This window comes from Nocardioides sp. JQ2195 (genome assembly GCF_012272695.1).
In the GTDB taxonomy this organism is placed as follows: Bacteria; Actinomycetota; Actinomycetes; order Propionibacteriales; family Nocardioidaceae; genus Nocardioides.
The window spans coordinates 3,886,215-3,906,119 of record NZ_CP050902.1; the positions used below are offsets into that span (position 1 = coordinate 3,886,215).

At 70.8% G+C, this 19,905-nt stretch carries 20 protein-coding genes; 7 read left to right on the forward strand and 13 right to left on the reverse strand.

The genetic code is table 11. The features are described 5' to 3' along the window. Nucleotides 1–82: 82 nt before the first annotated feature. The gene (locus tag ncot_RS18470; RefSeq protein ID WP_168618920.1) at nucleotides 83–2,449 is read right to left on the reverse strand and encodes a xanthine dehydrogenase family protein molybdopterin-binding subunit; all 2,367 of its coding nucleotides are present in this window, start codon (nucleotides 2,447–2,449) and stop codon (nucleotides 83–85) included. 45 nt (nucleotides 2,450–2,494) lie between these two features. Further along, nucleotides 2,495–3,826: a GH1 family beta-glucosidase gene (locus ncot_RS18475; RefSeq protein WP_168618921.1), complete on the reverse strand. Its 1,332-nt coding sequence runs from the start codon at nucleotides 3,824–3,826 to the stop codon at nucleotides 2,495–2,497. A 44-nt stretch (nucleotides 3,827–3,870) separates the two neighbouring features. On the opposite strand from ncot_RS18475, the gene ncot_RS18480 reads away from it, so the two are divergent. Together ncot_RS18480 and ncot_RS18485 are read left to right on the forward strand one after the other, a co-directional pair. After that, nucleotides 3,871–4,572 (forward strand): pirin family protein, encoded by a 702-nt coding sequence (locus ncot_RS18480; RefSeq protein WP_168618922.1) that lies wholly within the window; start codon nucleotides 3,871–3,873, stop codon nucleotides 4,570–4,572. Next, nucleotides 4,569–5,099: a DUF3592 domain-containing protein gene (locus ncot_RS18485; protein ID WP_168618923.1), complete on the forward strand. Its 531-nt coding sequence runs from the start codon at nucleotides 4,569–4,571 to the stop codon at nucleotides 5,097–5,099. Before ncot_RS18480 ends, ncot_RS18485 begins: the two co-directional genes overlap by 4 nt. 37 nt (nucleotides 5,100–5,136) lie before the next feature. Here ncot_RS18485 and ncot_RS18490 read toward each other — a convergent pair whose 3' ends face one another. Together ncot_RS18490 and ncot_RS18495 are read right to left on the reverse strand one after the other, a co-directional pair. Next, nucleotides 5,137–6,027 (reverse strand): diacylglycerol kinase family protein, encoded by an 891-nt coding sequence (locus ncot_RS18490; protein ID WP_168618924.1) that lies wholly within the window; start codon nucleotides 6,025–6,027, stop codon nucleotides 5,137–5,139. After that, nucleotides 6,024–7,580, reverse strand: coding sequence for an FAD-binding oxidoreductase (locus tag ncot_RS18495; RefSeq protein ID WP_240937974.1), 1,557 nt, complete (start codon nucleotides 7,578–7,580; stop codon nucleotides 6,024–6,026). Before ncot_RS18495 ends, ncot_RS18490 begins: the two co-directional genes overlap by 4 nt. Before the next feature lie 17 nt (nucleotides 7,581–7,597). On the opposite strand from ncot_RS18495, the gene ncot_RS18500 reads away from it, so the two are divergent. Then, a complete protein-coding gene (locus tag ncot_RS18500; protein WP_168618925.1) occupies nucleotides 7,598–8,170 on the forward strand; it encodes a TetR/AcrR family transcriptional regulator in 573 nt (190 codons plus the stop codon). Beyond that, complete coding sequence (locus ncot_RS18505) at nucleotides 8,167–9,726, forward strand: glycerol-3-phosphate dehydrogenase/oxidase (protein ID WP_168618926.1); 1,560 nt, start codon at nucleotides 8,167–8,169, stop codon at nucleotides 9,724–9,726. Before ncot_RS18500 ends, ncot_RS18505 begins: the two co-directional genes overlap by 4 nt. Here the strand turns inward: ncot_RS18505 and ncot_RS18510 are convergent. Then, the gene (locus ncot_RS18510) at nucleotides 9,690–10,064 is read right to left on the reverse strand and encodes a VOC family protein (RefSeq protein ID WP_206065040.1); all 375 of its coding nucleotides are present in this window, start codon (nucleotides 10,062–10,064) and stop codon (nucleotides 9,690–9,692) included. The two genes, ncot_RS18505 and ncot_RS18510, sit on opposite strands and share 37 nt — an antisense overlap. A gap of 133 nt (nucleotides 10,065–10,197) precedes the next feature. On the opposite strand from ncot_RS18510, the gene ncot_RS18515 reads away from it, so the two are divergent. Then, nucleotides 10,198–11,196 (forward strand): sigma-70 family RNA polymerase sigma factor, encoded by a 999-nt coding sequence (locus ncot_RS18515; protein ID WP_168618928.1) that lies wholly within the window; start codon nucleotides 10,198–10,200, stop codon nucleotides 11,194–11,196. A 589-nt stretch (nucleotides 11,197–11,785) separates the two neighbouring features. Here the strand turns inward: ncot_RS18515 and ncot_RS18520 are convergent. The 6 genes from ncot_RS18520 to ncot_RS19850 all read right to left on the reverse strand — a co-directional run bounded on the left by ncot_RS18520 (nucleotide 11,786) and on the right by ncot_RS19850 (nucleotide 16,935). Continuing rightward, the gene (locus tag ncot_RS18520; protein ID WP_168618929.1) at nucleotides 11,786–12,763 is read right to left on the reverse strand and encodes a DUF2332 domain-containing protein; all 978 of its coding nucleotides are present in this window, start codon (nucleotides 12,761–12,763) and stop codon (nucleotides 11,786–11,788) included. 10 nt (nucleotides 12,764–12,773) lie between these two features. Next, nucleotides 12,774–14,213: a glucose-6-phosphate dehydrogenase gene (zwf, locus tag ncot_RS18525; RefSeq protein WP_168618930.1), complete on the reverse strand. Its 1,440-nt coding sequence runs from the start codon at nucleotides 14,211–14,213 to the stop codon at nucleotides 12,774–12,776. Nucleotides 14,214–14,234: 21 nt separating this feature from the next. Next, complete coding sequence (locus tag ncot_RS18530; RefSeq protein WP_168618931.1) at nucleotides 14,235–15,623, reverse strand: NAD-dependent succinate-semialdehyde dehydrogenase; 1,389 nt, start codon at nucleotides 15,621–15,623, stop codon at nucleotides 14,235–14,237. Nucleotides 15,624–15,680: 57 nt separating this feature from the next. Continuing rightward, nucleotides 15,681–16,004, reverse strand: coding sequence for an AzlD domain-containing protein (locus ncot_RS18535; RefSeq protein ID WP_168618932.1), 324 nt, complete (start codon nucleotides 16,002–16,004; stop codon nucleotides 15,681–15,683). After that, entirely contained in the window at nucleotides 16,001–16,726 is a 726-nt protein-coding gene (locus tag ncot_RS18540) for an AzlC family ABC transporter permease (protein ID WP_168618933.1), read from the reverse strand. The genes ncot_RS18535 and ncot_RS18540 overlap by 4 nt, the downstream gene beginning before the upstream one ends. A 74-nt stretch (nucleotides 16,727–16,800) precedes the next feature. Then, entirely contained in the window at nucleotides 16,801–16,935 is a 135-nt protein-coding gene (locus tag ncot_RS19850; RefSeq protein ID WP_277345768.1) for a hypothetical protein, read from the reverse strand. Between the two features lie 150 nt (nucleotides 16,936–17,085). Between ncot_RS19850 and ncot_RS18545 the strand changes: the two genes are divergently transcribed. Both ncot_RS18545 and ncot_RS18550 read left to right on the forward strand, forming a co-directional pair. Next, nucleotides 17,086–17,397, forward strand: a complete 312-nt coding sequence (locus ncot_RS18545; RefSeq protein ID WP_168618934.1) for a helix-turn-helix domain-containing protein — start codon at nucleotides 17,086–17,088, stop codon at nucleotides 17,395–17,397. A gap of 138 nt (nucleotides 17,398–17,535) precedes the next feature. Continuing rightward, complete coding sequence (locus ncot_RS18550) at nucleotides 17,536–18,756, forward strand: lipase family protein (RefSeq protein WP_168618935.1); 1,221 nt, start codon at nucleotides 17,536–17,538, stop codon at nucleotides 18,754–18,756. 101 nt (nucleotides 18,757–18,857) lie between these two features. Here ncot_RS18550 and ncot_RS19775 read toward each other — a convergent pair whose 3' ends face one another. Both ncot_RS19775 and ncot_RS18555 read right to left on the reverse strand, forming a co-directional pair. Then, a complete protein-coding gene (locus ncot_RS19775) occupies nucleotides 18,858–19,082 on the reverse strand; it encodes a hypothetical protein (RefSeq protein WP_240937976.1) in 225 nt (74 codons plus the stop codon). Continuing rightward, nucleotides 19,079–19,867 carry an SGNH/GDSL hydrolase family protein gene (locus ncot_RS18555; RefSeq protein ID WP_240937977.1) on the reverse strand — a complete coding sequence of 263 codons (789 nt, stop codon included), beginning with the start codon at nucleotides 19,865–19,867 and terminating at the stop codon, nucleotides 19,079–19,081. Before ncot_RS18555 ends, ncot_RS19775 begins: the two co-directional genes overlap by 4 nt. Between the last annotated feature and the right edge of the window lie 38 nt (nucleotides 19,868–19,905).

The following is a 19,905-nucleotide window of genomic DNA, read 5'->3' on the forward strand; positions in this document are numbered from 1 at the left end:
CGTCCATCACCGTCAACACGTGCCGACTCAGCGTCCATCACCGTCAACACGTGCCGACTCAGCGTGCTCGGCGGGCTCGGGGTCAGACCTCGACGCCACCGTCCGCCGGACCGCGACTGACGTCGAGCGAGCCGAAGGCCGCGGGCGGCTCGCGCCAGGGATCTGCCGGGTTGCCCGACCGGGCCGCCTCGATCGCGCGCCACACCCGCTCCGGGGTGCACGGGATGTCGATGTGGCGCACCCCCAGGTGGCTGACCGCATCGATGACCGCGCTCTGCACGGCCGGGGTGGAACCGAGCGAGCCGGACTCACCGATGCCCTTGGCGCCGAGCTCGTTGAGATCGGTGGTGGTCTCCGTGCTGGAGGCCTCGAAGCTGATCGTGTCGGCCGCCGTCGGCATCTGGTAGTCGGCGAAGGTCGAGGTGATCGGTTGTCCCTGCTCGTCGTTGACGAACTGCTCCCACAACGCCTGCGACATGCCCTGCGCGATGCCGCCGTGCTGCTGGCCCCTGACGATCGTCGGGTTGAGGACCCGGCCGCAGTCGTCGACGGCGACGTGCCGCAGCGGCACGACGTGCCCGGTCTCCGCGTCGACCTCCACGACCGAGACGTGGGCGCCGAAGGGGAACGTGGCGCCGTGCTGCGGCACGTCCAGGTCGGCGCGCAGGGTGACGCCGCGCTCGGCCGCCTCGGCCCCGAGCTCGCGCCAGGTGTACGTCGGGGTGGGGACGCCCGCGACCCGCAGGCCCTCGTCGCTCACCTCGATGTCATCGGGAGAGGCCTCGAGCAGCTCGGCCGCGAACGCGACCGCCTGCTCCCGGACGGCGCGAGCCGCGGCCGAGACGGCACTGCCGCCGAGCTGCAACGACCGCGAGCCACCGGTGCCACCGCCGCTGGCGACGGCCGCCGTGTCGGACTGGACGTAGCTGATCGACTCGATCGGCACCCCGAGCCGGTCGGCCACCAGCATCGCGAACGACGTCGCGTGGCCCTGCCCGTGGGCCGAGGTCCCCGACATGACGACCACGGACCCGTCGGGCTCGATGCGGACGCTGCCGAGCTCGGTGCCGCCGAACCCGGTGATCTCGACGTAGGTCGACACCCCGATGCCGAGCAGCCTGGTCTCATCGGCTGCCCGGCGTCGACGCTGCTCGGCGCGCAGCACGTCGACGTCGGCCAGCCGCAACGCCTCGGTCAGCGCCAGGTCGTAGTCACCGCTGTCGTAGGTCAGGCCGGTGCGCGTCGCATAGGGGAACGCGTCCTTCGGGATCAGGTTGCGGCGGCGAACCTCCTCCGGCGACAGGTCGAGCTCGAGCGCGGCCAGGTCCATCAGGCGCTCCAGCATCGCCGCCGCCTCAGGACGGCCTGCTCCCCGGAAGGCGCCCATCGGCGCGGTGTTGGTCAGCGCGGCGATGCCGGCGTAGTCGATCCTCGGGATCTCGTAGGGCCCCTGCGCCATGATGTGCGTCGGGCCGATCACCAGCGAGCCGCCGAAGCCGGCGTACGCCCCGCAGTCGCCGATGTTGCGGGCCCGCAGCCCGACGATCCGACCGTCGTGGGTCAGGCCGAGCTCGGCGAACTGCACCTGGCCACGGCCCTGCATCGACTGCATCGCCTCGCTGCGGGTCTCCGACCAGGCGACCGGGCGACCGAGCTGCCGGGCGGCGGCGACGACGGCTGCGTGGGTCCACGAGATCCCGGCCTTGCCGCCGAAGGCACCCCCGACGTGCGGCGTGACGACGCGGACCTGGCCCTTCTCCAGGCCGGTGAACTCCACCAGCAGGTCGCGGGCCAGGTGCGGGTGCTGGGTCGCGACGTACGCCGTCAGCTCGACGCCGTCGACCTGCCGCGGGTCGGCCAGGATCGCGTTGCCCTCGATCGGTGCGGTGGCGATGCGTTGGTTCTCGATCCGGGCGCGCACCACGACGTCGGCCCCGGCGAGCACGTCGCCCGCGTCCTCGGGGTGGATCGCGTGCACGGACTGGGCGATGTTCGAGCCCAGCTCGGGAAACTGGAGCGCCGCCTCGGGTGCCAGCGCCGCCTCCATGTCGACGGCCGCGGGCAGCTCGTCGTAGTCGACGTCGACCAGCTCCGCGCCGTCGACCGCCTGCGCCCGTGTCTCGGCGACCACCAGCGCCACCGGGTCGCCGACGTAGCGCACGACTCCGTCGGCCAGCGGCGGATGGCCGACCCTGTCGTTGACCTTTGCGAACGGCGGCACCCACGCGGAGCCCAGCGTGGCGACCGTGTGCACCGCGAGGACACCGGGAGCACGCTCGGCCTCGGTGGTGTCGACGTCGACGATGCGGGCGTGGGCGAACGGGCTGCGCACGAAGACGGCCTGCGCGGTGCCCGGGATCCTCAGGTCGTCGACGTAGGTGCCGCGCCCCTCCAGGAGTTCCGGGTCCTCGACCCGGCGGACGTGGTTGCCGAGGATTGATCCGACCATGCTCGGGACACTACTCCCGACCCGGTGCGCTGCTGTCTGGTCGGATCACGGTCGAGCCTTCCGGTTCGCGGCGATCACCGCCGCGAACCAGTCGTAGGACTTCTTCGTCGTGCGCTTCTGGGTCTCGTAGTCGACGTGCACCAGCCCGAAGCGCTGGGTGTAGCCCTCCGACCACTCGAAGTTGTCGATCAGCGACCACGTGAAGTAGCCACGCACGTCGACGCCCTCGTCGATCGCGGCGGCCACGGCCCGCAGGTGGGAGTCGAGGTAGTCGATGCGTGGTTGGTCGTCGACCACGCCGTCCACGTCGGGACCGACGTTGTAGGAGCAGCCGGACTCCGTGATGACGACCGGCGGCAGGTCGTCGTAGCGCCTGTCCAGGGTGACCAGCTGCTCCCGGAGGCCGTCGGGGACCACCGGCCAGTTGAGGTCGGTCGTCGGGTAGCCCTCGATGTCGCGGTGGTCGAAGGGCATCTCCGAGCCCTCGGCGGCAGCCGCCACGAGGTACGGGTTGTAGTAGTTGACGCCGTAGAAGTCGAGCGGCTGGTTGATCACCGCCAGGTCGTCTTCGGGTTGGTCGGCGAAGAACGGGGCGAGGTCCTCGGGATGGGCTCCGGTGAGCATCGGGTCGGCGAAGAGGTTGTTCCACAGGTCGTCGAAGAGGCCGGTCGCGGCCAGGTCGCCGTCGGAGTCGCTCGCGGTCCACATCGGGGCGTGGTTGTTGGCGCAGCCGACCTGTTTCGCACCACCCGCACGGAGTGCCTGGGCACCCCGTCCGTGGGCCAGCAACAGGTGGTGGGCCGCAGGGAGTGCGTCGAACATCAGCGCCTTGCCCGGCGCATCGATGCCGAGGGCATAGCCCATCAGGCTGGCTACGTTGGGCTCGTTGACCGGGACCCACTGGGCCACCCGGTCACCGAAGCGCTCGGCGCAGATCGCGGCGTACTCCCCGAAGCGCTCGGCGGTCTCGCGGGCGAGCCAGCCGCCTGCGTCCTCCAGGGCCTGCGGGAGGTCCCAGTGGTAGAGCGTGGCCATCGGCTCGATGCCGGCCTCGAGGAGCTCGTCGAGGACGCGGTCGTAGAACGCGACGCCCTCGGCATTGACGGCACCGGAACCCGTCGGGCGGATCCGTGGCCAGGCGATCGAGAGCCGATAACCGTCGACACCGAGGCCCTTGAGGAGGGCGACGTCCTCGGCGTACCGGTGGTAGTGGTCGCAGGCCTGCTCCCCCGACGAACCGTCGACGATCCGGCCGGGTTCGGCGCAGAAGGTGTCCCAGATGCTGGGTCCACGTCCGCCCGCGGTCACCGCGCCCTCGATCTGGTACGCCGCCGTGCTGGCACCGAAGCGGAAGGTGGGCGGGAGGTCGATGCTCACACCGTCGAACCTAGAGGTTTCCGCCGGCAAATACAGTGGACCCCGTGGAGATCCATCGGGCCGGCGACCGCTTCGTCACCGCGGGCGAGGGTCGGGAGACACGACACTCGTTCTCCTTCGGCTCCCACTACGACCCGGCCAACCTGCGCTTCGGACTGCTGGTCTGCCACAACGACGAGCTGGTCCAGCCCGGCAGCGGCTATCCCGACCACCCGCACAGCAACCTCGAGATCGTGACCTGGGTGCTCGGCGGGTCCCTGCGGCACCAGGACTCGCAGGGCAACGGCGGCGTGGTCGAGCCGGGTCGGGTCCAGGCCATGTCGGCCGGCGCCGGCGTGGTGCATGCCGAGACCGTCGACGTCGCCTCGGGCCCGACCCGCTTCCTCCAGACCTGGCTGCTTCCGGACCAGCCCGGCGGCGCCGCGTCGTACTCCTCGGGGGCCGTCGAGCCGGGGGCTGAGTGGACGCCGCTCGCCTCGGGGAGCCACCCCGATTCCGCGGCACGGATCGGCGCCGGCGCCGCCACCCTCTGGGCGGCGCGGCTGCGCGCGGGCGAGTCGGTCGAGGTGCCCGAGGTGCCGCACGCGCACCTGTTCCTGGCCTCCGGAGCAGCCGGCATCACCGGCAGCGGCGACGCTGCCCTCGTGGCCTCCGACGCCGTACGGCTGAGCGGCGAAGGGGCCCGCGTCGTCGCGACCATGCCGACGGAGATGCTGCTCTGGACGTTTGCCACAATGACCCCGTGAGCCAGCACCAGAACGCCGCCTTCCGACCCATCGCGTGGGCACTCCTGCTGATCGGGGTGGTCCTGGTCGCGGTGGGGGTCTGGGGCATCACGCACGACTGGAACGTCACCCAGGAGTGGGGCACACCGCAGGTCCTGAGCACGAATGCGGGCCCGGTCCAGCTCAGCCTGGTCGGGTTGGCGGCGGGCTTCCTGTTGTTCGTCGTCGCTGGGCTGGCCCTCGTGGTCACCAAGCCCGGCGGTCCCAGCCGCGAGGAGCAGCTGATCGCCGACGGAACGCACACGATGGCGACGGTCGTCGACCGCGGGTACGGCGCTTTCGGCGAGAGCACCATGGTCAACACGCGGGTCTGGTTCGAGTTCACCGATGCCTCCGGTGCCACGCACCGCATCGACAAGCGGCTGCAGATCACGCAGCAGGACCCGATCGAGAACGGCCAGAGGACCCAGCTCTGGTACGACCCGGCCGCGCCCGACGACAAGGACCGCATCGTGGTCCAGCTGCACCGGGAGCACCGACCCTTCTGAGTCCCGCGGCTCTCGCGGCGCGGCGGGGCGGGGCGGGTCAGCGGAGGACGGAGACCGCTCCGGGGACCACCTCGAGGGTCACCTCTGCGGCACCGAGCACGCCCAGCGGCTCTCCGTCGCCGCCCATCGCGGTGTCGGGAGATGCCGTGAACGTGACGGAGCGCCCCCGGAAGACGTGCACCGGGTCGAGCTCGACGTGCCCGCCGTCGTAGACCTTGGGGAACGATCGGATCATGTCGAACCGGCCGGCCGCCTCGATCACGACGATGTCGAGCTCACCGTCGTCGACCGACGCCGGAGGCGCGATCAGCATCCCGGACCCGTAGTAGCCGGAGTTGGCCACGACCACCGTGGCCGCCGTGAACGTGCGGGTCAGCCCGTCGATCCGCACCGTGTAGGAGCTCGGCCTGAAGGTCGCCAGGGAGCGTACGGCGGAAGCGGGGTACTGGAGCTTCTTCGGCAGCCACCGGACCCGGTTCACCAGCTCGGCAGTGCTCGCGTCGACGCCGGCGTAGACCGATCCGGCCACCACCCGGGCCGAGCCGTCGGCGAGCGTCGCCCGGATCAGGTCGGTCGGCGTCGGCTCCGCGTCGAGGAGGATCCGTGCCACGGAGGCGGGGTCGTCGGGCAGGCCGAGCATCCGGGCGAAGTCGTTGCCGCGCCCGGCAGGGACGATGCCGAGCACGCCCCCGGCCGCGGCCACCTCGCCGGCGATCGAGGAGAGCATGCCGTCACCCCCGACCGAGACCACCACGTCACCGCGGGCGACCGCGGTCGCGACGAGGTCCACGGTTGCCCGCGGCCCCGGCGAGTAGGTCACCTCGACCTCGGCGCCGGCCTCGCGCAGGATCCGTGCGACCGGCACGACGGCCGCGGGGGCCGCGCCACCACCGGAGATGGGGTTGACCAGGAACGTGAAGGCCCTCACGGGATCAGCACCCCTGGGTTCAGGATCGAGGTCGGGTCGAGCTCGGCCTTGACCGCGCGCAGGATGCGCACGCCGACCTCGCCGACCTCCTGCGCCAACCACTGCTTGTGGTCGGTGCCGACCGCGTGGTGGTGGGTGATCGTGGCACCGGCGTCGATCATCGCCTGGCTGGCCCTCGCCTTGGCCGCGGCCCACTGCTCCAGCGGAGCGTCGTCGGCGGGTGCCGCGACCGTGAAGTAGAGCGAGCAGCCGGTCTCGTAGACGTGGGAGATGTGGCACAGCACCAAGGACTTCTCGCCCAGGGCCTCGGTCAGCGCGCCCTTGACGGCTGCGTAGAGAGCGTCGCGGTTCGACCAGAACGTCGCGGTCTCGACGGTCTCGACGAGCACGCCGACGTCGAGCAGCGAGTCGCGCAGGTAGGGCGCGTGGAAGCGGCCCTCGGCCCAGGCCGCACCGCGTTCCTCGCCCAACGAGGTGCCGCCGAGCTCCTCGAGCGCTGCGGTGATCGGCTCGCGACGGTTGATGGAGTCCTCGAAGCCGACGATCATCAGGCACCCGCCGCTGGAGTCACCCCCCACGTCGGACTGGGAGGCGAGGTTGAGCATCGTCTCCGCCTCGTCGGAGAGGCGCAGCACGGTCGGCATGAGCCCGTTCTGGGCCAGGTGGCGCATCGCATCGGCACCGGCGTCGAAGGACGGAAACTGCCAGGCCTCGTAGGCCTTGGTCTCGGGGAGCTTCTTCACCCGCACCCGCACGGCGGTGATGATGCCGAAGGCACCCTCCGAGCCGAGCGCGAGCTGGCGCAGGTCGGGACCCGCTGCGTTGGCCGGTGAGGTGCCCACCTCGAGCGTGCCCTGCGGGGTGGCCAGGGTCAGGCCCATCACCATGGCGTCGAAGCGTCCGTAGCCGGCGCTGGACTGGCCGCTGGAGCGGGTCGCGGCGAAGCCGCCGATGGTTGCGAACTCGAAGGACTGGGGGTAGTGGCCGAGCATCAGGCCCTCTGCGGCGAGCAGCGCCTCCGCCTCGGGCCCGCGCAGACCGGGCTCGAGGACGACGGTCATGGAGACCTTGTCGACCTCGCGCACCGCCTTCATCCGGCCCAGGTCGACCGAGAGCACACCGGCGTACCCCTCACGACGGGCAACGAGGCCGCCGGTCACCGAGGTGCCCCCACCGAACGGGACCAGCGCGACGTGGTGCCGCACAGCGAGGTCGATCAGGGCGACGACGTCGTCGTGGGAGCCCGGTCGGACCACCGCGTCAGGGGCGTCGGCCAGGTCGCCGGAGCGCGCCTTGAGGAGGTCCGGCGTGGACTTGCCACGGGTGCGGAGACGGCGGTGCTCGTCGTCGGTCAGCACGTGGTCGTCACCGAGGAGCCGGCGCAGCTCGGCCAGCACCTCGTCGGGGAGGCCGACGGCCGGCAGCGCGACCTCCTCGACCGCGGGGGTGTCACGGACACCGAGGGCCAGCTCGACCAGGCCGCGGGTGGACTCGGGAAGGGGCGCGGCCTGGGCCGGGTCGCCCCAACGGTTCGGGTGCATCTCTGTGGTCATGTGTTACAGTGTTACACATGACGTCAATCCGTCACAAGGCGTATCTCGAAGCAGCCCGCGAGTGCATCCTCGACGTGGGCTGGAAGCGCACCACCCTGACCGACGTGGCCCGACGCGCCGGCGTCTCCCGGATGACGATCTATCGCGCCTGGCCCGACATGGCCACGCTGCTCGCCGACCTGATGACCCAGGAGTGGCTCGTCATGCTCGGCGCCGTCCAGAGCTCGACCGACCAGGTACCGACGCCGCGGCGGATCGCGGACGGAATGATCGCTGCCCTCGGCGCACTGCGGCAGAACCCCTTGCTGCGCCGCATCATCGAGCTCGACCCCGAGCTGCTGCTCCCCTACCTGGTCGACCGTCGGGGCCGCTCGCAGGAGGCGATCCTCGACTTCCTGCTCCCCCAGATCATTGCCGGCCAGGAGGCCGGAACCATCCGGGGCGGCGATCCGGTCGTGCTGGCCCGCACCCTGGTGCTGGCCGCGCACGGCCTGGCCCTGTCGGCGCAGACCATGGCAGACGGCGCGATCACCGAGCAGGACCTCAGCACCACCTTCGCCGAGCTGATCACCGGAGGCCTCACCCCATGACTGCCGCAGTCACGAGCCACCCCCTCGACTCCGACGCTGCCCGCATCCGCTCCGGCACCGCGGGCCTCCCGGAGGAGACCGACGTCCTCGTCATCGGCCTGGGCATCACCGGGGCCGGCGTCGCCCTCGACGCCGCCTCGCGCGGCCAGCGCGTGGTCGCCGTCGACGCGTTCGACCTCGCCTTCGGCACGTCCCGCTGGTCCTCCAAGCTGGTCCACGGCGGCCTGCGCTACCTCGCCAGGCTGCAGCTCGGCGTGGCCCACGAGAGCGCGGTCGAGCGCGGCATCCTGATGGAGCGCACCGCCCCCCACCTGACCCACGCGATGCCGATGCTGCTGCCGCTGATGTCGAGCGTCAAGCACACGCAGGCGGCCCTCGCAGCAACCGGGTTCGTGGCCGGCGACATGCTCCGACGGGGGGCGCACACCAGTCGGGAGACGCTGCCGCGTCCACGGCGCATCTCACGCACGGAGGCGCTGGCCCTGGCGCCGACCCTGCGCCGTGCCGGGCTCCGTGGGGGACTGCTGTCCTGGGACGGCCAGCTTGAGGACGACGCCCGGCTGGTCACCTGCATCGCGCGTACGGCGGTCGCCCACGGCGCCGACGTACGCAACCACGCGCGGGTGGTCAGCGCGACCGGCAGCGGCGCGGTGCTGCGCGACGAGCGCACCGGCGCGGAGACCACCATCCGGGCGAAGAAGGTCATCAACGCCACGGGAGTCTGGGCCGCCAGCATCGTCGACGTCGACCTCAAGCCCAGCCGTGGCACGCACCTGGTGCTGCGGGCGAGCACTCTTCCCGGCCTGACCACGGCCGTGACCGCCCCCATCCCCGGCAGCACGAACCGGTTCGCGCTGGTCCTGCCCCAGCCCGACGGCACCCTCTACGTCGGCCTCACCGACGAAGAGGTCGAGGGCGAGATCCCCGACGTGCCCGAGCCCTCCGAGGCCGAGATCGGCTTCCTGCTCGACGTCGTGGCCGCCGCGTTCGACCGCCCGCTGCACCGCTCCGACGTGATCGGGGCGTACGCCGGGCTGCGGCCGCTGCTGCGCAGTGACGGCAGCACCTCCGACCTGTCCCGCGAGCACGCGGTGCTCGTGTCGGAGACCGGCGTGATCACGATCGTCGGCGGCAAGCTGACCACCTATCGCCAGATGGCCGAGGACGCCGTGGATGCCACCGGCCTGGCCGACGGGCGTTGCCGCACCCGCGAGCTGCCCCTGCTCGGCGCCGCCGACCGCGGCCGGCTCGCCGCCCTCGAGGAGCCGGCCCGCCTGGTCCGACGCTTCGGCACCGAGGCGGCACTCGTGCTGCAGAACGCCCGCACCGTCACCGGCCTGGCCGACGACGAGCTGCTGGCGCCGATCGCCGACACGGTGCCGGTCACCCTGGCCGAGCTGGTCTTCGGCGTCACGCACGAGGGCGCGGTCGACGTCGACGACCTCCTGGACCGGCGTACCCGCGTCGGTCTCGTGCCCGCCGACCGCGAGCTAGCCGTCCCCGCCGCGGAGCGGGCGCTTCAGCTGGCCGCCATCCACATGACTTCCCAGATGTGACCGTCGAGGTCGCGGAACGAGCCGCCGTACATCGGCCCCTGGTCGACCCGGGCATCGGCATCGGTCGCGCCGGCGGCACCCGCAGCCTCGCACAGCCGGTCCACCTCCTCACGGCTCTCGACCCCGAGGCAGAGCAACATCTCGGTGCCTGTGTGCGGCGTCGTGTCGTGGAAGCCGTGGAAGAAGTCGGCGGCCAGCAGCATCACGCTGGCCTGGTCGTTGATCACCAGGCACGCGGCCTCGGGGCTGCTGAAGCCCTCGTTGAAGTCGAAGCCGAGGCCGGTCCAGAAGTCCCGCGTGCTCGCGACGTCCTTGACCGGCAGGTTCGGAAAGATCATGCGTCCCATGGGGTTTCTCCGCTTCATCGAGGTTGTCTGCAGGGTTCGACCGCGACCACTCCCTGAAGTCATCGGTGCGGGTGCGATGACTTTTCCTGTGTACGCCGGTCTCCCTGTCAGGCAAACTGATTCCATGGAGGCAGGCGTGACCACCACAGCCGAGAACGAGACCGACTTCCAGGACGTGGCCAACGGCTACCGTCGCGAGCTGATTGCGCACTGCTACCGGATGACCGGCTCGGTGCACGAGGCCGAGGACCTGGTCCAGGAGACCTACCTGCGCGCCTGGAAGGCCTACCACCAGTTCGAGGGTCGTTCGTCGGTGCGCACGTGGCTCTACCGGATCGCCACGAACGTGTGCCTGACCAACCTCGAGGGCCGCTCGCGCCGGCCGTTGCCCACCGGTCTCGGCAGCGGTGACGCCAAGGCGGGCGACGAGCTCATCGAGGACCAGGAGATCCCCTGGCTGGAGCCGGTGCCCGACGCCGCGGTCGTGGTGACCGAGCGCGACACGATCCGACTGGCCTTCATCGCGGCGCTGCAGCACCTCCCCGCTCGCCAGCGGGCCGTGCTGATCCTGCGCGACGTGCTGCGCTGGTCGGCCAAGGAGGTGGCCGAGGCCCTGGACACCTCGCCGGCCGCGGTGAACTCCGCGCTCCAGCGCGCCCACGCCCAGATGGCCGACGCCCACCTCTCCGCCGACGACGCCCGGGCCAGCGTCGCGCCCGAGCAGCAGGCGATGCTCGACGCCTACGTCGACGCGTTCTGGCGCAAGGACATCGAGGCGATCGTGAGCATGCTCAAGCGCGACGCGATCTGGGAGATGCCGCCCTTCACCGGTTGGTACGTCGGCAACGAGAACATCGGCGAGCTGATCGCCACGCAGTGCCCCGGAGGCACCCACGACATGCCGATGGTCTCGACGACGGCCAACGGCCAGCCGGCGTACGGCCTCTACATGCGCCAGCCCGACGGCACCTTCACCCCGTTCCACCTGCAGGTGCTGCAGCTCGAGGGGAACCGGGTGGCCCGGGTCGCCGCCTTCTTCGACGTGGACATGTTCACCCGCTTCGGACTGCCGGCAGTCCTCACCGAGGCCGACCTCCCGGAGCGGTTCGCGACGGCCGGTTGATCACCGTGCCCACCGCCACCGATCCGGTGGAGCTGCTCGAGCGCGCCATCGGCTACACCCGCGGGGCCCTTGCCGGGGTTTCCCACGACGCCCTGCACCTCCCGACACCCTGTGCCGCCTGGGACCTGACCGACCTGTTGGCCCACATGTCCGACGGCCTCGACGCGTTCACCGAGGCCAGCCGTGGCCACGTCCACGTCGACCCGGCCCCCGCCGCGGCGACCACGGTCGGCGTACTCAAGGAGAAGGCGTGCACGCTGCTCGGGGCATGGACCTCGCCGGCGGCGGTCACCGCACGACTGGGAGCCCTCCGGCTCGACAGTGGACTGTTGTTGCGCGTGGGCGCGCTCGAGATCGCGGCCCACGGCTGGGACGTCGGACAGGCCACCGGCCTCGGGTCTCCACTCCCCCCGGGGCTGGCCGGCGACCTGCTCGCCGTGGCCGAGTCGGCGGTCTCCCGGCGGACCGGGGTGTGCGGTTCGCCGCCGCAGTGCCCGTCGCCGGCGGCGATCCGGCCGAACGGTTGCTGGCCCACTTGGGGCGCAGCAGCGAGGAATGGCACCGTGGCGCTTGACCCGGGTGATCCAGGTCAGTGCCAGTCGAGCCAGGCGCCGTGCCCGTGGGTGAATGCCACCGACCGGCCGTCGATCCCGAGCACGAAGCAGGGCTCCGTGGGTGAGGGCCCGGTCGAGGTGATCTCGGGCAGCACGTTGCCTCCCTCGTTGCTCACCCAGCGGCACCGACCGGTGGCCACGAGGTCGGCCATCATCGCGGCGAACCGCCGGCGGTCGCCCTCCTCGAGGTAGGCGATCACCGCGGAGTGAAACACCACTGCGGTGGCCTCCGCCGGCATGGCGTCGAGCATCGCCGGAAGCTCCTCGAGCAGGTTTCCACGCACCAGGTCGGGTGGCTCGGCGGCCGCGATCGCGATCGCACGTCGAAGGCGTGCACGCCGTTCTTCCTGCTCGGGAAAGACGAGGTTCGTCAACCAGGCCATCGCATCTGGGTCCGAGACGTCGAGCGGGTTGAGGTCGATGCCGGCCCGAGCCACCACCTGGGGCAGCCGCTCCGGCAACGGCGCATCGGCGCGCAACCGGCAGGCCAGCTCCGGTCCGTCACCGAGCTGGTGCGTGGTTCCGTCGGGCCTCGCCCACGTGAAGCGGAAGCGGTCGGGGAACAGGTTCAGCCCGGCAGAGGCGCCCACCTCGATCAGCGCCAACGGCTTGCTGAACCCGTCGATCCCGGCGAACGCCGGCAGCAGGGTGGCCAGTCGTCCGACCTCGTTGGTCTGCGTCGAACGGACCAGGATCGTGGCACGGACGGCATCCCAGAGCTCCAGCAGCGTGCGGCGGAAGCCGGCGTACGGGCCGGGGGCGGGAGCCCCGTGCCAGCGGGCGGCAGCGAAGACCAGGTTGGGCTGCTGCTTGACCGGGGGCAGGGTGCGGATCAGGTCCTGGACCTCCCGGTCGTCGGCCACCCCCAGCGACCACTCGACGAAGCACGCCGAGTCCTTCGCCTCGAGGGCGAAGGTCGAGTAGGACTCGACGACCTCGGCGTAGGGCTCCATCAGCGAGGACTCAGCCGTCGCGCCACTTGCGCTCGAAGGGCAGGCGCCAGGACGCGGGAGCGATCAGCTGGTGGATCTGGTTCGGCCCCCAGGAGCCCTGCGGGTAGGCCCGCACCGGCGGCATGTTCTTCAGCACCGGCTCGGAGATCTCCCACAGGCGCTCGACGCCCTCGGCCGTGGTGAACAGCGTGCGGTTGCCCTTGACCGCCTCGAGGATCAACCGCTCGTAGGCCTCGAGCAGCGAGCCTGCCCACCCGGAGTCCTCCATGGTGAACTGCATCGAGAGCTTGTTGAGCGCGAAGCCGGGCCCCGGTCGCTTGCCGTAGAAGGACAAGGACAGCTTGGAGGTGTCGGCCAGGTCGAAGGTCAGGTGGTCGGGGCCGTGGTCCCCGATGCCGGACCCCTCGGGGAACATCGACTTGGGTGGCTCCTTGAAGGCGATCGAGATGATCCGCTGGCCCTGGGCGAGCTTCTTGCCGGTGCGCAGGTAGAACGGCACGTCGGCCCACCGCCAGTTGTCGACGAAGCACTTCAGCGCGATGAAGGTCTCGGTGTCGGATCGCGGGTCGACCCCCTCCTCCTCGCGGTAGCCGTCGTACTGCCCGCGCACGACGTCGTGCGGATCGAGCGGCAGCATCGAGCGGAAGACCTTGTGCTTCTCCTCGCTGATCGACATCGCGTCGAGGGTCACCGGCGGCTCCATCGCGATGAAGGCCAGCACCTGGAAGAGGTGGGTGACCACCATGTCGCGGTAGGCGCCGGTGCCCTCGTAGAAGCCGGCACGCCCCTCGACGCCGAGCGTCTCGGGGATGTCGATCTGGATGTGGTCGATGTGGTTGCGGTGCCAGATCGGCTCGAAGAGTCCGTTGGCGAAGCGCAGGGCGAGGATGTTGAGCGCCGGCTCCTTGCCGAGGAAGTGGTCGATGCGGAAGATCTGGTCCTCGGCGAACACCTCGTGGATCGAGTCGTTCAGCGACCTCGCCGACGCGAGGTCGGTGCCGAACGGCTTCTCCATGACGATGCGGCTGTTCTCGACGAGCTCGGCCTCGTCGAGACGGCGTACGACGGCCAGCGCGGCCTTCGGCGGCACGGACAGGTAGTGCAGCCGCGCCTGCGGGTCCTCGCAGTCGGCCTCCGCCTCCGCGACCCCGGCCAGGAGGTTGTCGAGGCCGTCGTTGGCCCAGAAGAGCCGCTTGGCGAACTCCTCGAACTCGTCCTTGTCCTGCTCGTCGTCGCTGAACTCCTCGATCGACGTGCGGGCGAAGTCGATGAACGAGTCGCGGGTGTGCTCGTCGAGCGACGTGCCGACGACCTGCATGTGGGGCAGCAGCCCGGAGCGCCACAGGTGCAGCATGCCCGGCAGCAGCTTGCGCCGCGCCAGGTCGCCGGTGGCCCCGAAGAGAACGATGGTGGTGGGAGGTCCGGGTGTGCCCTGCGGATTGTCTGCCATGGCCCCAGCCTGCCACGCACCTCAATCCTTGTGGGAGATCCCCACGTAGGTGGTGTTGAGGTACTCCTCGATGCCCTCGAAGCCGCCCTCGCGTCCGAAGCCACTCGCCTTGACCCCGCCGAAGGGGGCCGCCGGGTTGGAGACCAGCCCGGTGTTCACGCCGACCATGCCGAAGTCGAGGGACTCCACGACCCTCAGCGTGCGGTCGAGGTCGCGGGTGTAGACGTAGGACGAGAGGCCGTACTCGGTGTCGTTGGCCATCGCGATCGCCTCCTCCTCCTTGTCGAAGACGCTGATCGGGGCCACCGGACCGAAGATCTCCTCGCGGTTGATGCGGGCTTCGGCGGGGACGTCGGTCAGCACGGTCGGCGGGAAGAAGTTGCCGTCGACCTCTCCACCGACGACCTTGGTGGCGCCGGCCTCGACCGCCTCGTCGACGAGCTCCTTGACGCCGGCGACAGCCTTCTCGTCGATCAGTGGGCCGACGTCGACGCCGTCGTCCTGGCCGCGCCCCACCGTGAGGGCGCCCATCCGCTCGGCGAGCTTGGTGCTGAACTCCTCGGCCACTCCGCGCTGCACGAGGAACCGGTTGGCCGAGGTGCAGGCCTCCCCCATGTTGCGCATCTTGGCGACCATCGCACCCTCGATCGCGGCATCGACGTCCGCGTCGTCGAAGACCAGGAAGGGCGCATTGCCGCCGAGCTCCATCGAGACCCGCTGCAGGTTCCCGGCCGACTGCTCGACCAGTCCCTTGCCGACGGCCGTGGACCCGGTGAAGGAGATCTTGCGCAGCCGGTCGTCACCCATCAGGGCTGCGGTGATCTCCTTCGAGGACGTCGAGGTGACCACCTGGAGCACGTCCTTCGGGAGACCCGCCTCGTCGAAGACCTCGGCCAGCTTGACCATGGTCAGCGGGGTCGCCGAGGCGGGCTTGATGATCACCGTGCACCCTGCGGCCAGGGCAGGCCCGATCTTGCGGGTGCCCATCGCCAGCGGGAAGTTCCACGGCGTCACGAACAGGCACGGGCCGACCGGCTTCTTCAGCGTCAACAGCTTCGACCCACCGGCCGGGGCGTCCAGCCAGCTGCCGCGGATCCGGACCGCCTCCTCGGAGAACCAGCGCAGGAACTCCGCGCCGTAGGTCACCTCGGCCTTGCCCTCGGCGGTCGGCTTCCCCATCTCGAGGCTGATCGTGCGGGCGAAGTCGTCGGCCCGCTCGGTGACCAGGTCGAAGGCACGGCGCAGGATCTCACTGCGCTCGCGTGGTGGCGTGGCGGCCCACCCGGCCTGCGCGGCAACCGCCCGGTCCAGCGCGGCGAGCGCTTCCTCGGCCGTGGCGTCGGGCACCTGGCCGAGCACCGATCCGTCGACGGGGTCAAGGACATCGAAGGTGGCTGTGTCGGCACTCATGCTTCCGACCCTAGCCCGCCCCCGCGAACCGTGGATTCTTGCTGCGCAGGTCGCGGGTCAGGGCAGGCCGAGCAGGCGCAGGGCCGCGGTGGTACCGGCGGCGAGCAGCACGACCAGGACGAAGGGGGCTCGACGCCAGGCCAGGAGGACGGCGACGGTGACCCCGGCGACACGGGCCCATCCACCCGGAGCGGAACCGTCGAAGACGGCCGCGGTGACGGCCAGGGCGACCAGGAGGACAGTCGCCGACATGGACATCAGCGCCTGCACCGGAGGGCTGACCTGCACGCGCGCATGCAGGAGCGGCCCGGCCGCGCGGAACGCGAAGGTGCCCAGGCCGAGCAGGACGGCGGAGCCGATCAGCACCGGCGTCGAGATCATCCCGCCCCACCCCCCGGCAGGTCCCGACGCCCGGGGACGGGGCCGTCGGACGTGCGCAGCACCGGCATCAGCACCAGGGCCGTGAGGGCGAGGAGCACCGCGACCCCGGTCGGCACGAAGGGGGTGGCGCCGACCGCGACGAGGGCGCCGACGACCGCCACGACCCGGGTACGCCGATCGCGCAGCGCCGGCATGACCAGGGCGATGAGCACCGCGGGGAACGCTGTGTCGAGGCCGAAGGCGTCGGTGTTGTCGATGGCGTTGCCGAGCAACCCGCCGATCAGGGAACCGATGTTCCAGAAGATCCACAGGCAGGTGCCGCAGGTGAAGAAAACCAGGCGGCGTCGCTCGGCATCTCGCTCCACCAGGGCGAAGGCAACCACTTCGTCGATCATCAGGTAGGAGCCCAGCAAGGGCCTGTTGCGCACGCTGTCGGCCAGCGCGAAGCCGAACGGCAGGTGTCGGGCATTGACCAGCAGGCCGGCCAGCACGGCGGCGACGGGACTGCCCCCGGAGGCGACGATGCCGGTGAACAGGAACTGGCTGGCACCACCGAGCACGACGACCGACATCAGGTTGGGAGCCCACAACGGCAGCCCTTCACCGACCGTTATCGCGCCGTAGGAGACACCGACGATGCCGACGGCCAGGTTCACCAGCAGGATGTCGCGCAGCGTGCCGGGGCCGAGTCTCTCGGAGAGATCCCGCAGGTGGGCGCGCATGCGAGGCATCCTGCCCCCCGCGCAGAGCCGGCCCGCCACTGGGTGGCGGGCCGGCTCTGGAGACGAAGACTGCGTCAGGCGGCGTGCGGGGCGACTGCGGGCGTCTGGCTGACGACGCTCCAGCGAGCCTCCAGGTGCGTGCTGCCGTCAGCGTCCTTGACCTCGACCCAGGTCATGGTGGGGCGGCCGTTCAGGTTGTTGCTGCGCATGAGACACCTCGTGTTCACTTTCTGTTCATCTTCAGTCTCTCATGCTTTCCCCCGGCCCGCACGTCGTCCGGCCGTCAGCCGATGACACTCCGGACGGCGGCCGCCATGCCCTTCGCATAACCGTTGCGGGTCGGGTGGTACCCGTCGGCGATGCTCCTGGAGGTCCAGGTCACCCGGCCCGGCCCCGCCCGCTCGGCCCTCCTCGACCTGCTCGCACCCATCTCGGAGAACCGGGAGCTGCTGCAGACCCTGACGACGTACGTCGAGGAGTCGCACCGCCGCGCGCCGACTGCCAGCAGGCTCCACGTGCACCCCAACACCCTCGACTACCGCCTACGACGAGTCCGGGAGCTCACCGGCCTCGATCCGAACGCCCCCGAGGGTCGCCAACTGATCCGCGCGGCGTTGGTGGTCCGCCGGTTCGTCGAGGGAGGCGAGCCCAGGAGGCGAGCGGCCTTGTGACGCGTCACAGTGCGGGAAAGGCGAGTTGTGTCAGGAACTCCAGTTCCGCTCACGGGCCGCAGGCGTCATTGTGATTCCCGGCTGCCGGGCAGCGGGAGGGACTCGTGGGGGGTGCCCGGTAGCCGGAGAGAAGGAAGCATGCACTGGAGAAGACTCCTCACCGCCACCATCGCGGCGGCCACCATCGCCGCCCCGATGCAGCTGGCCGCTCCGACGGCCAACGCCGACGAGAGCCCTTCGTTCTACGACACCCCGTCCACCCTGCCGGCGGGCAACGGGGACGTGGTCCGCTCGGAGCCGTCCACGTTCTACCTCGACCCGCTGCACGCGATCAAGGTCGACGCCTCGGTCCAGCGGATCATGTACCGCAGCACCGATCGGAACAACACCCCGATCGCGGTGACCGGCACCGTGATCACCCCCAGCTCCGCCTGGTCCGGCCCGGGACAGCGCCCGCTCGTCGCCTATGCGGTCGGCACCCAGGGCCTCGGCGACCAGTGCGCCCCCTCGCGGCAGCTGTCGGGGGGCAGTGAGTACGAGGGCGCCTTCATCGCCGGCCTGGTGGCGCGTGGCTACGGCGTCGTCGTCACCGACTACCAGGGCCTGGGCACCGAGGGAGTGCACACCTACATGAGTCGCGAGGTGCAGGGCCGAGCTGTGCTCGACAGCATCCGGGCAGCCCAGCGACTGCCTGCCGCCAACCTTCCTGACAGCGGCCCGGTGGCCATCACCGGCTACTCGCAAGGTGGTGGCGCCGCGGCCTCGGCCGCCGAGCTCGAGGCGACCTACGCCCCGGAGCTCGACGTCAAGGGCACCGTCGCCGGCGCGATCCCCGCCGACCTCGGTGCTGTTGCCGACAACCTCGACGGCTCCCTCTACTTCGGCTTCCTCGGCTACGCCGTGGGCGGGCTGGCCGAGACCTACGGCATCGACCTGCCGTCCTACCTCAACGCCAAGGGCCTCGACGCGATGCAGGACCTCGCCGGGCAGTGCCTCTTCGCCTCCATCGGGGAGTTCGGCTTCACCCAGTCCAGGACGCTCACCAAGGACGGGCGACCACTGACCGACTACCTGGCCGCGGAGCCCTTCCGCACGGCCGTCGGCGAGCAGCTGATCGGCAACCGCAGGCCCAGCGCACCGGTGCTCGTCACCCAGAGCCTCCTCGACGACGTGATCCCTTACGCCGTCGGGCGCGGCGCCGCGGTGCGCTGGTGCAACCGTGGCGCGACGGTGCGCTTCTCCACCAACATGGCACCCACCCACATCGGTGGTGCCCTGCACAGCTATCCCGAGTCGTTCGCCTTCCTGGAAGCGCGATTCGCCGGCCTGCCCGCGCTCTCGAGCTGCTGGCGCCTCTGACCCCCGCGTGACCTGAACCCACAGGACCCACCTGAACCGACAGGACAGGAAGCCCCGCAGCCGTCGTCGGCTGCGGGGCTCCCTCCATGTCCGGGCGGGGGTCAGTGCCGGGCGATCCACCGATCGAGGTCGATCCCGGCCCGCTCGGCCGCCGCCTTCGCCCGGGGCGAGGTCAGGTCGGGTGCGACCACCGACTCGGGCTCGATCGTGGCGTCCGCCTCGGCGTACTCCCGCTGCAGTGCGGCCTGCTCGTCGGCACCGGCTCGGGCCCGCGCCTTGACCGCGGAGGTGACGGTCAGCGAGTTCCCGGTCAGGACCGGGCTCACCGTCGGCGTGTAGCCGGAGGCATGGCCTGCCTTGTTGGGGTGGTAGGACTCGTCGATGGGTCCGAGAGCCCGTTGATCCACTCCGGGTCGTCGCACACCGCATGCCCGATGAACCGACTCGTCGGGTTCGCGAACGAGAAGCCCTTGGCCGACGCCTGCGCGGAGGTCCGGCTGTTCAGCAGGTCGGCGGTGGCGTTGAGCCGGGTCTCCTCCGCCGGCGAGAACCAGGTGAAGGCGTTGCAGTCCTCGCCCATGAAGATGCGCGGATAGCCGACCACGACCACCTTCGCGTAGGGAGCCCTGCTCCGGATCGAGGCGTAGAGCGACGAGAGCTTCCCCGGCAGCGTGTTGTTGATGTAGGCCTGCGCACCGTCGATGGCGCCGTTGCAGTCGCTCATCCAGCCGGGCATCGCACACTCGGTGAGCACGTCGGCGAACCCGGCGTCGTTGCCGCCGATCGAGATCGTGACGTAGCGCGTGGTCGACGAGAGCGCGCCCAGCTGGTTGGTGGTGACGTCGGGGATCCGCGCCCCCGAGCAGGCCCGGAAGTTCAGGCTGTAGCCGCGGGCGGCCGCGATCAACGACGGATAGGCGTACGTCGACCGCTTGCAGCTGGTGCCGTCGGCGATGTAGCTGCGGGTGCCGGTGCCGGACGCGTACGAGTCACCGAGGGCGACGTACGACGGAGCAGCGGCCGCGCTGCCCGGTGGGGCGGTGAGCAGGCTGCCGACCAGGGCCAGGACCGATGCGGACAGCGCAAGGCCGCCCGTGGACTTCCACTTCATGCAGTGACTCCTTGACGTGTTCCCCACACGTGGCCCAG

Coding starts and splice junctions, on each gene's coding strand:
- ncot_RS18470 (WP_168618920.1), bottom strand. CDS start 2,449: ATGGTCGGATCAATCCTCGGCAACCACGTCCGCCGGGTCGAGGACCCG.
- ncot_RS18495 (WP_240937974.1), bottom strand. CDS start 7,580: ATGACCACAGAGATGCACCCGAACCGTTGGGGCGACCCGGCCCAGGCC.
- ncot_RS18500 (WP_168618925.1), top strand. CDS start 7,598: ATGACGTCAATCCGTCACAAGGCGTATCTCGAAGCAGCCCGCGAGTGC.
- ncot_RS18505 (WP_168618926.1), top strand. CDS start 8,167: ATGACTGCCGCAGTCACGAGCCACCCCCTCGACTCCGACGCTGCCCGC.
- ncot_RS18510 (WP_206065040.1), bottom strand. CDS start 10,064: ATGATCTTTCCGAACCTGCCGGTCAAGGACGTCGCGAGCACGCGGGAC.
- ncot_RS18515 (WP_168618928.1), top strand. CDS start 10,198: ATGGAGGCAGGCGTGACCACCACAGCCGAGAACGAGACCGACTTCCAG.
- ncot_RS18520 (WP_168618929.1), bottom strand. CDS start 12,763: ATGGAGCCCTACGCCGAGGTCGTCGAGTCCTACTCGACCTTCGCCCTC.
- zwf (WP_168618930.1), bottom strand. CDS start 14,213: ATGGCAGACAATCCGCAGGGCACACCCGGACCTCCCACCACCATCGTT.
- ncot_RS18530 (WP_168618931.1), bottom strand. CDS start 15,623: ATGAGTGCCGACACAGCCACCTTCGATGTCCTTGACCCCGTCGACGGA.
- ncot_RS18535 (WP_168618932.1), bottom strand. CDS start 16,004: ATGATCTCGACGCCGGTGCTGATCGGCTCCGCCGTCCTGCTCGGCCTG.
- ncot_RS18540 (WP_168618933.1), bottom strand. CDS start 16,726: ATGCGCGCCCACCTGCGGGATCTCTCCGAGAGACTCGGCCCCGGCACG.
- ncot_RS19850 (WP_277345768.1), bottom strand. CDS start 16,935: ATGCGCAGCAACAACCTGAACGGCCGCCCCACCATGACCTGGGTCGAG.
- ncot_RS18545 (WP_168618934.1), top strand. CDS start 17,086: ATGCTCCTGGAGGTCCAGGTCACCCGGCCCGGCCCCGCCCGCTCGGCC.
- ncot_RS18550 (WP_168618935.1), top strand. CDS start 17,536: ATGCACTGGAGAAGACTCCTCACCGCCACCATCGCGGCGGCCACCATC.
- ncot_RS18555 (WP_240937977.1), bottom strand. CDS start 19,867: ATGAAGTGGAAGTCCACGGGCGGCCTTGCGCTGTCCGCATCGGTCCTG.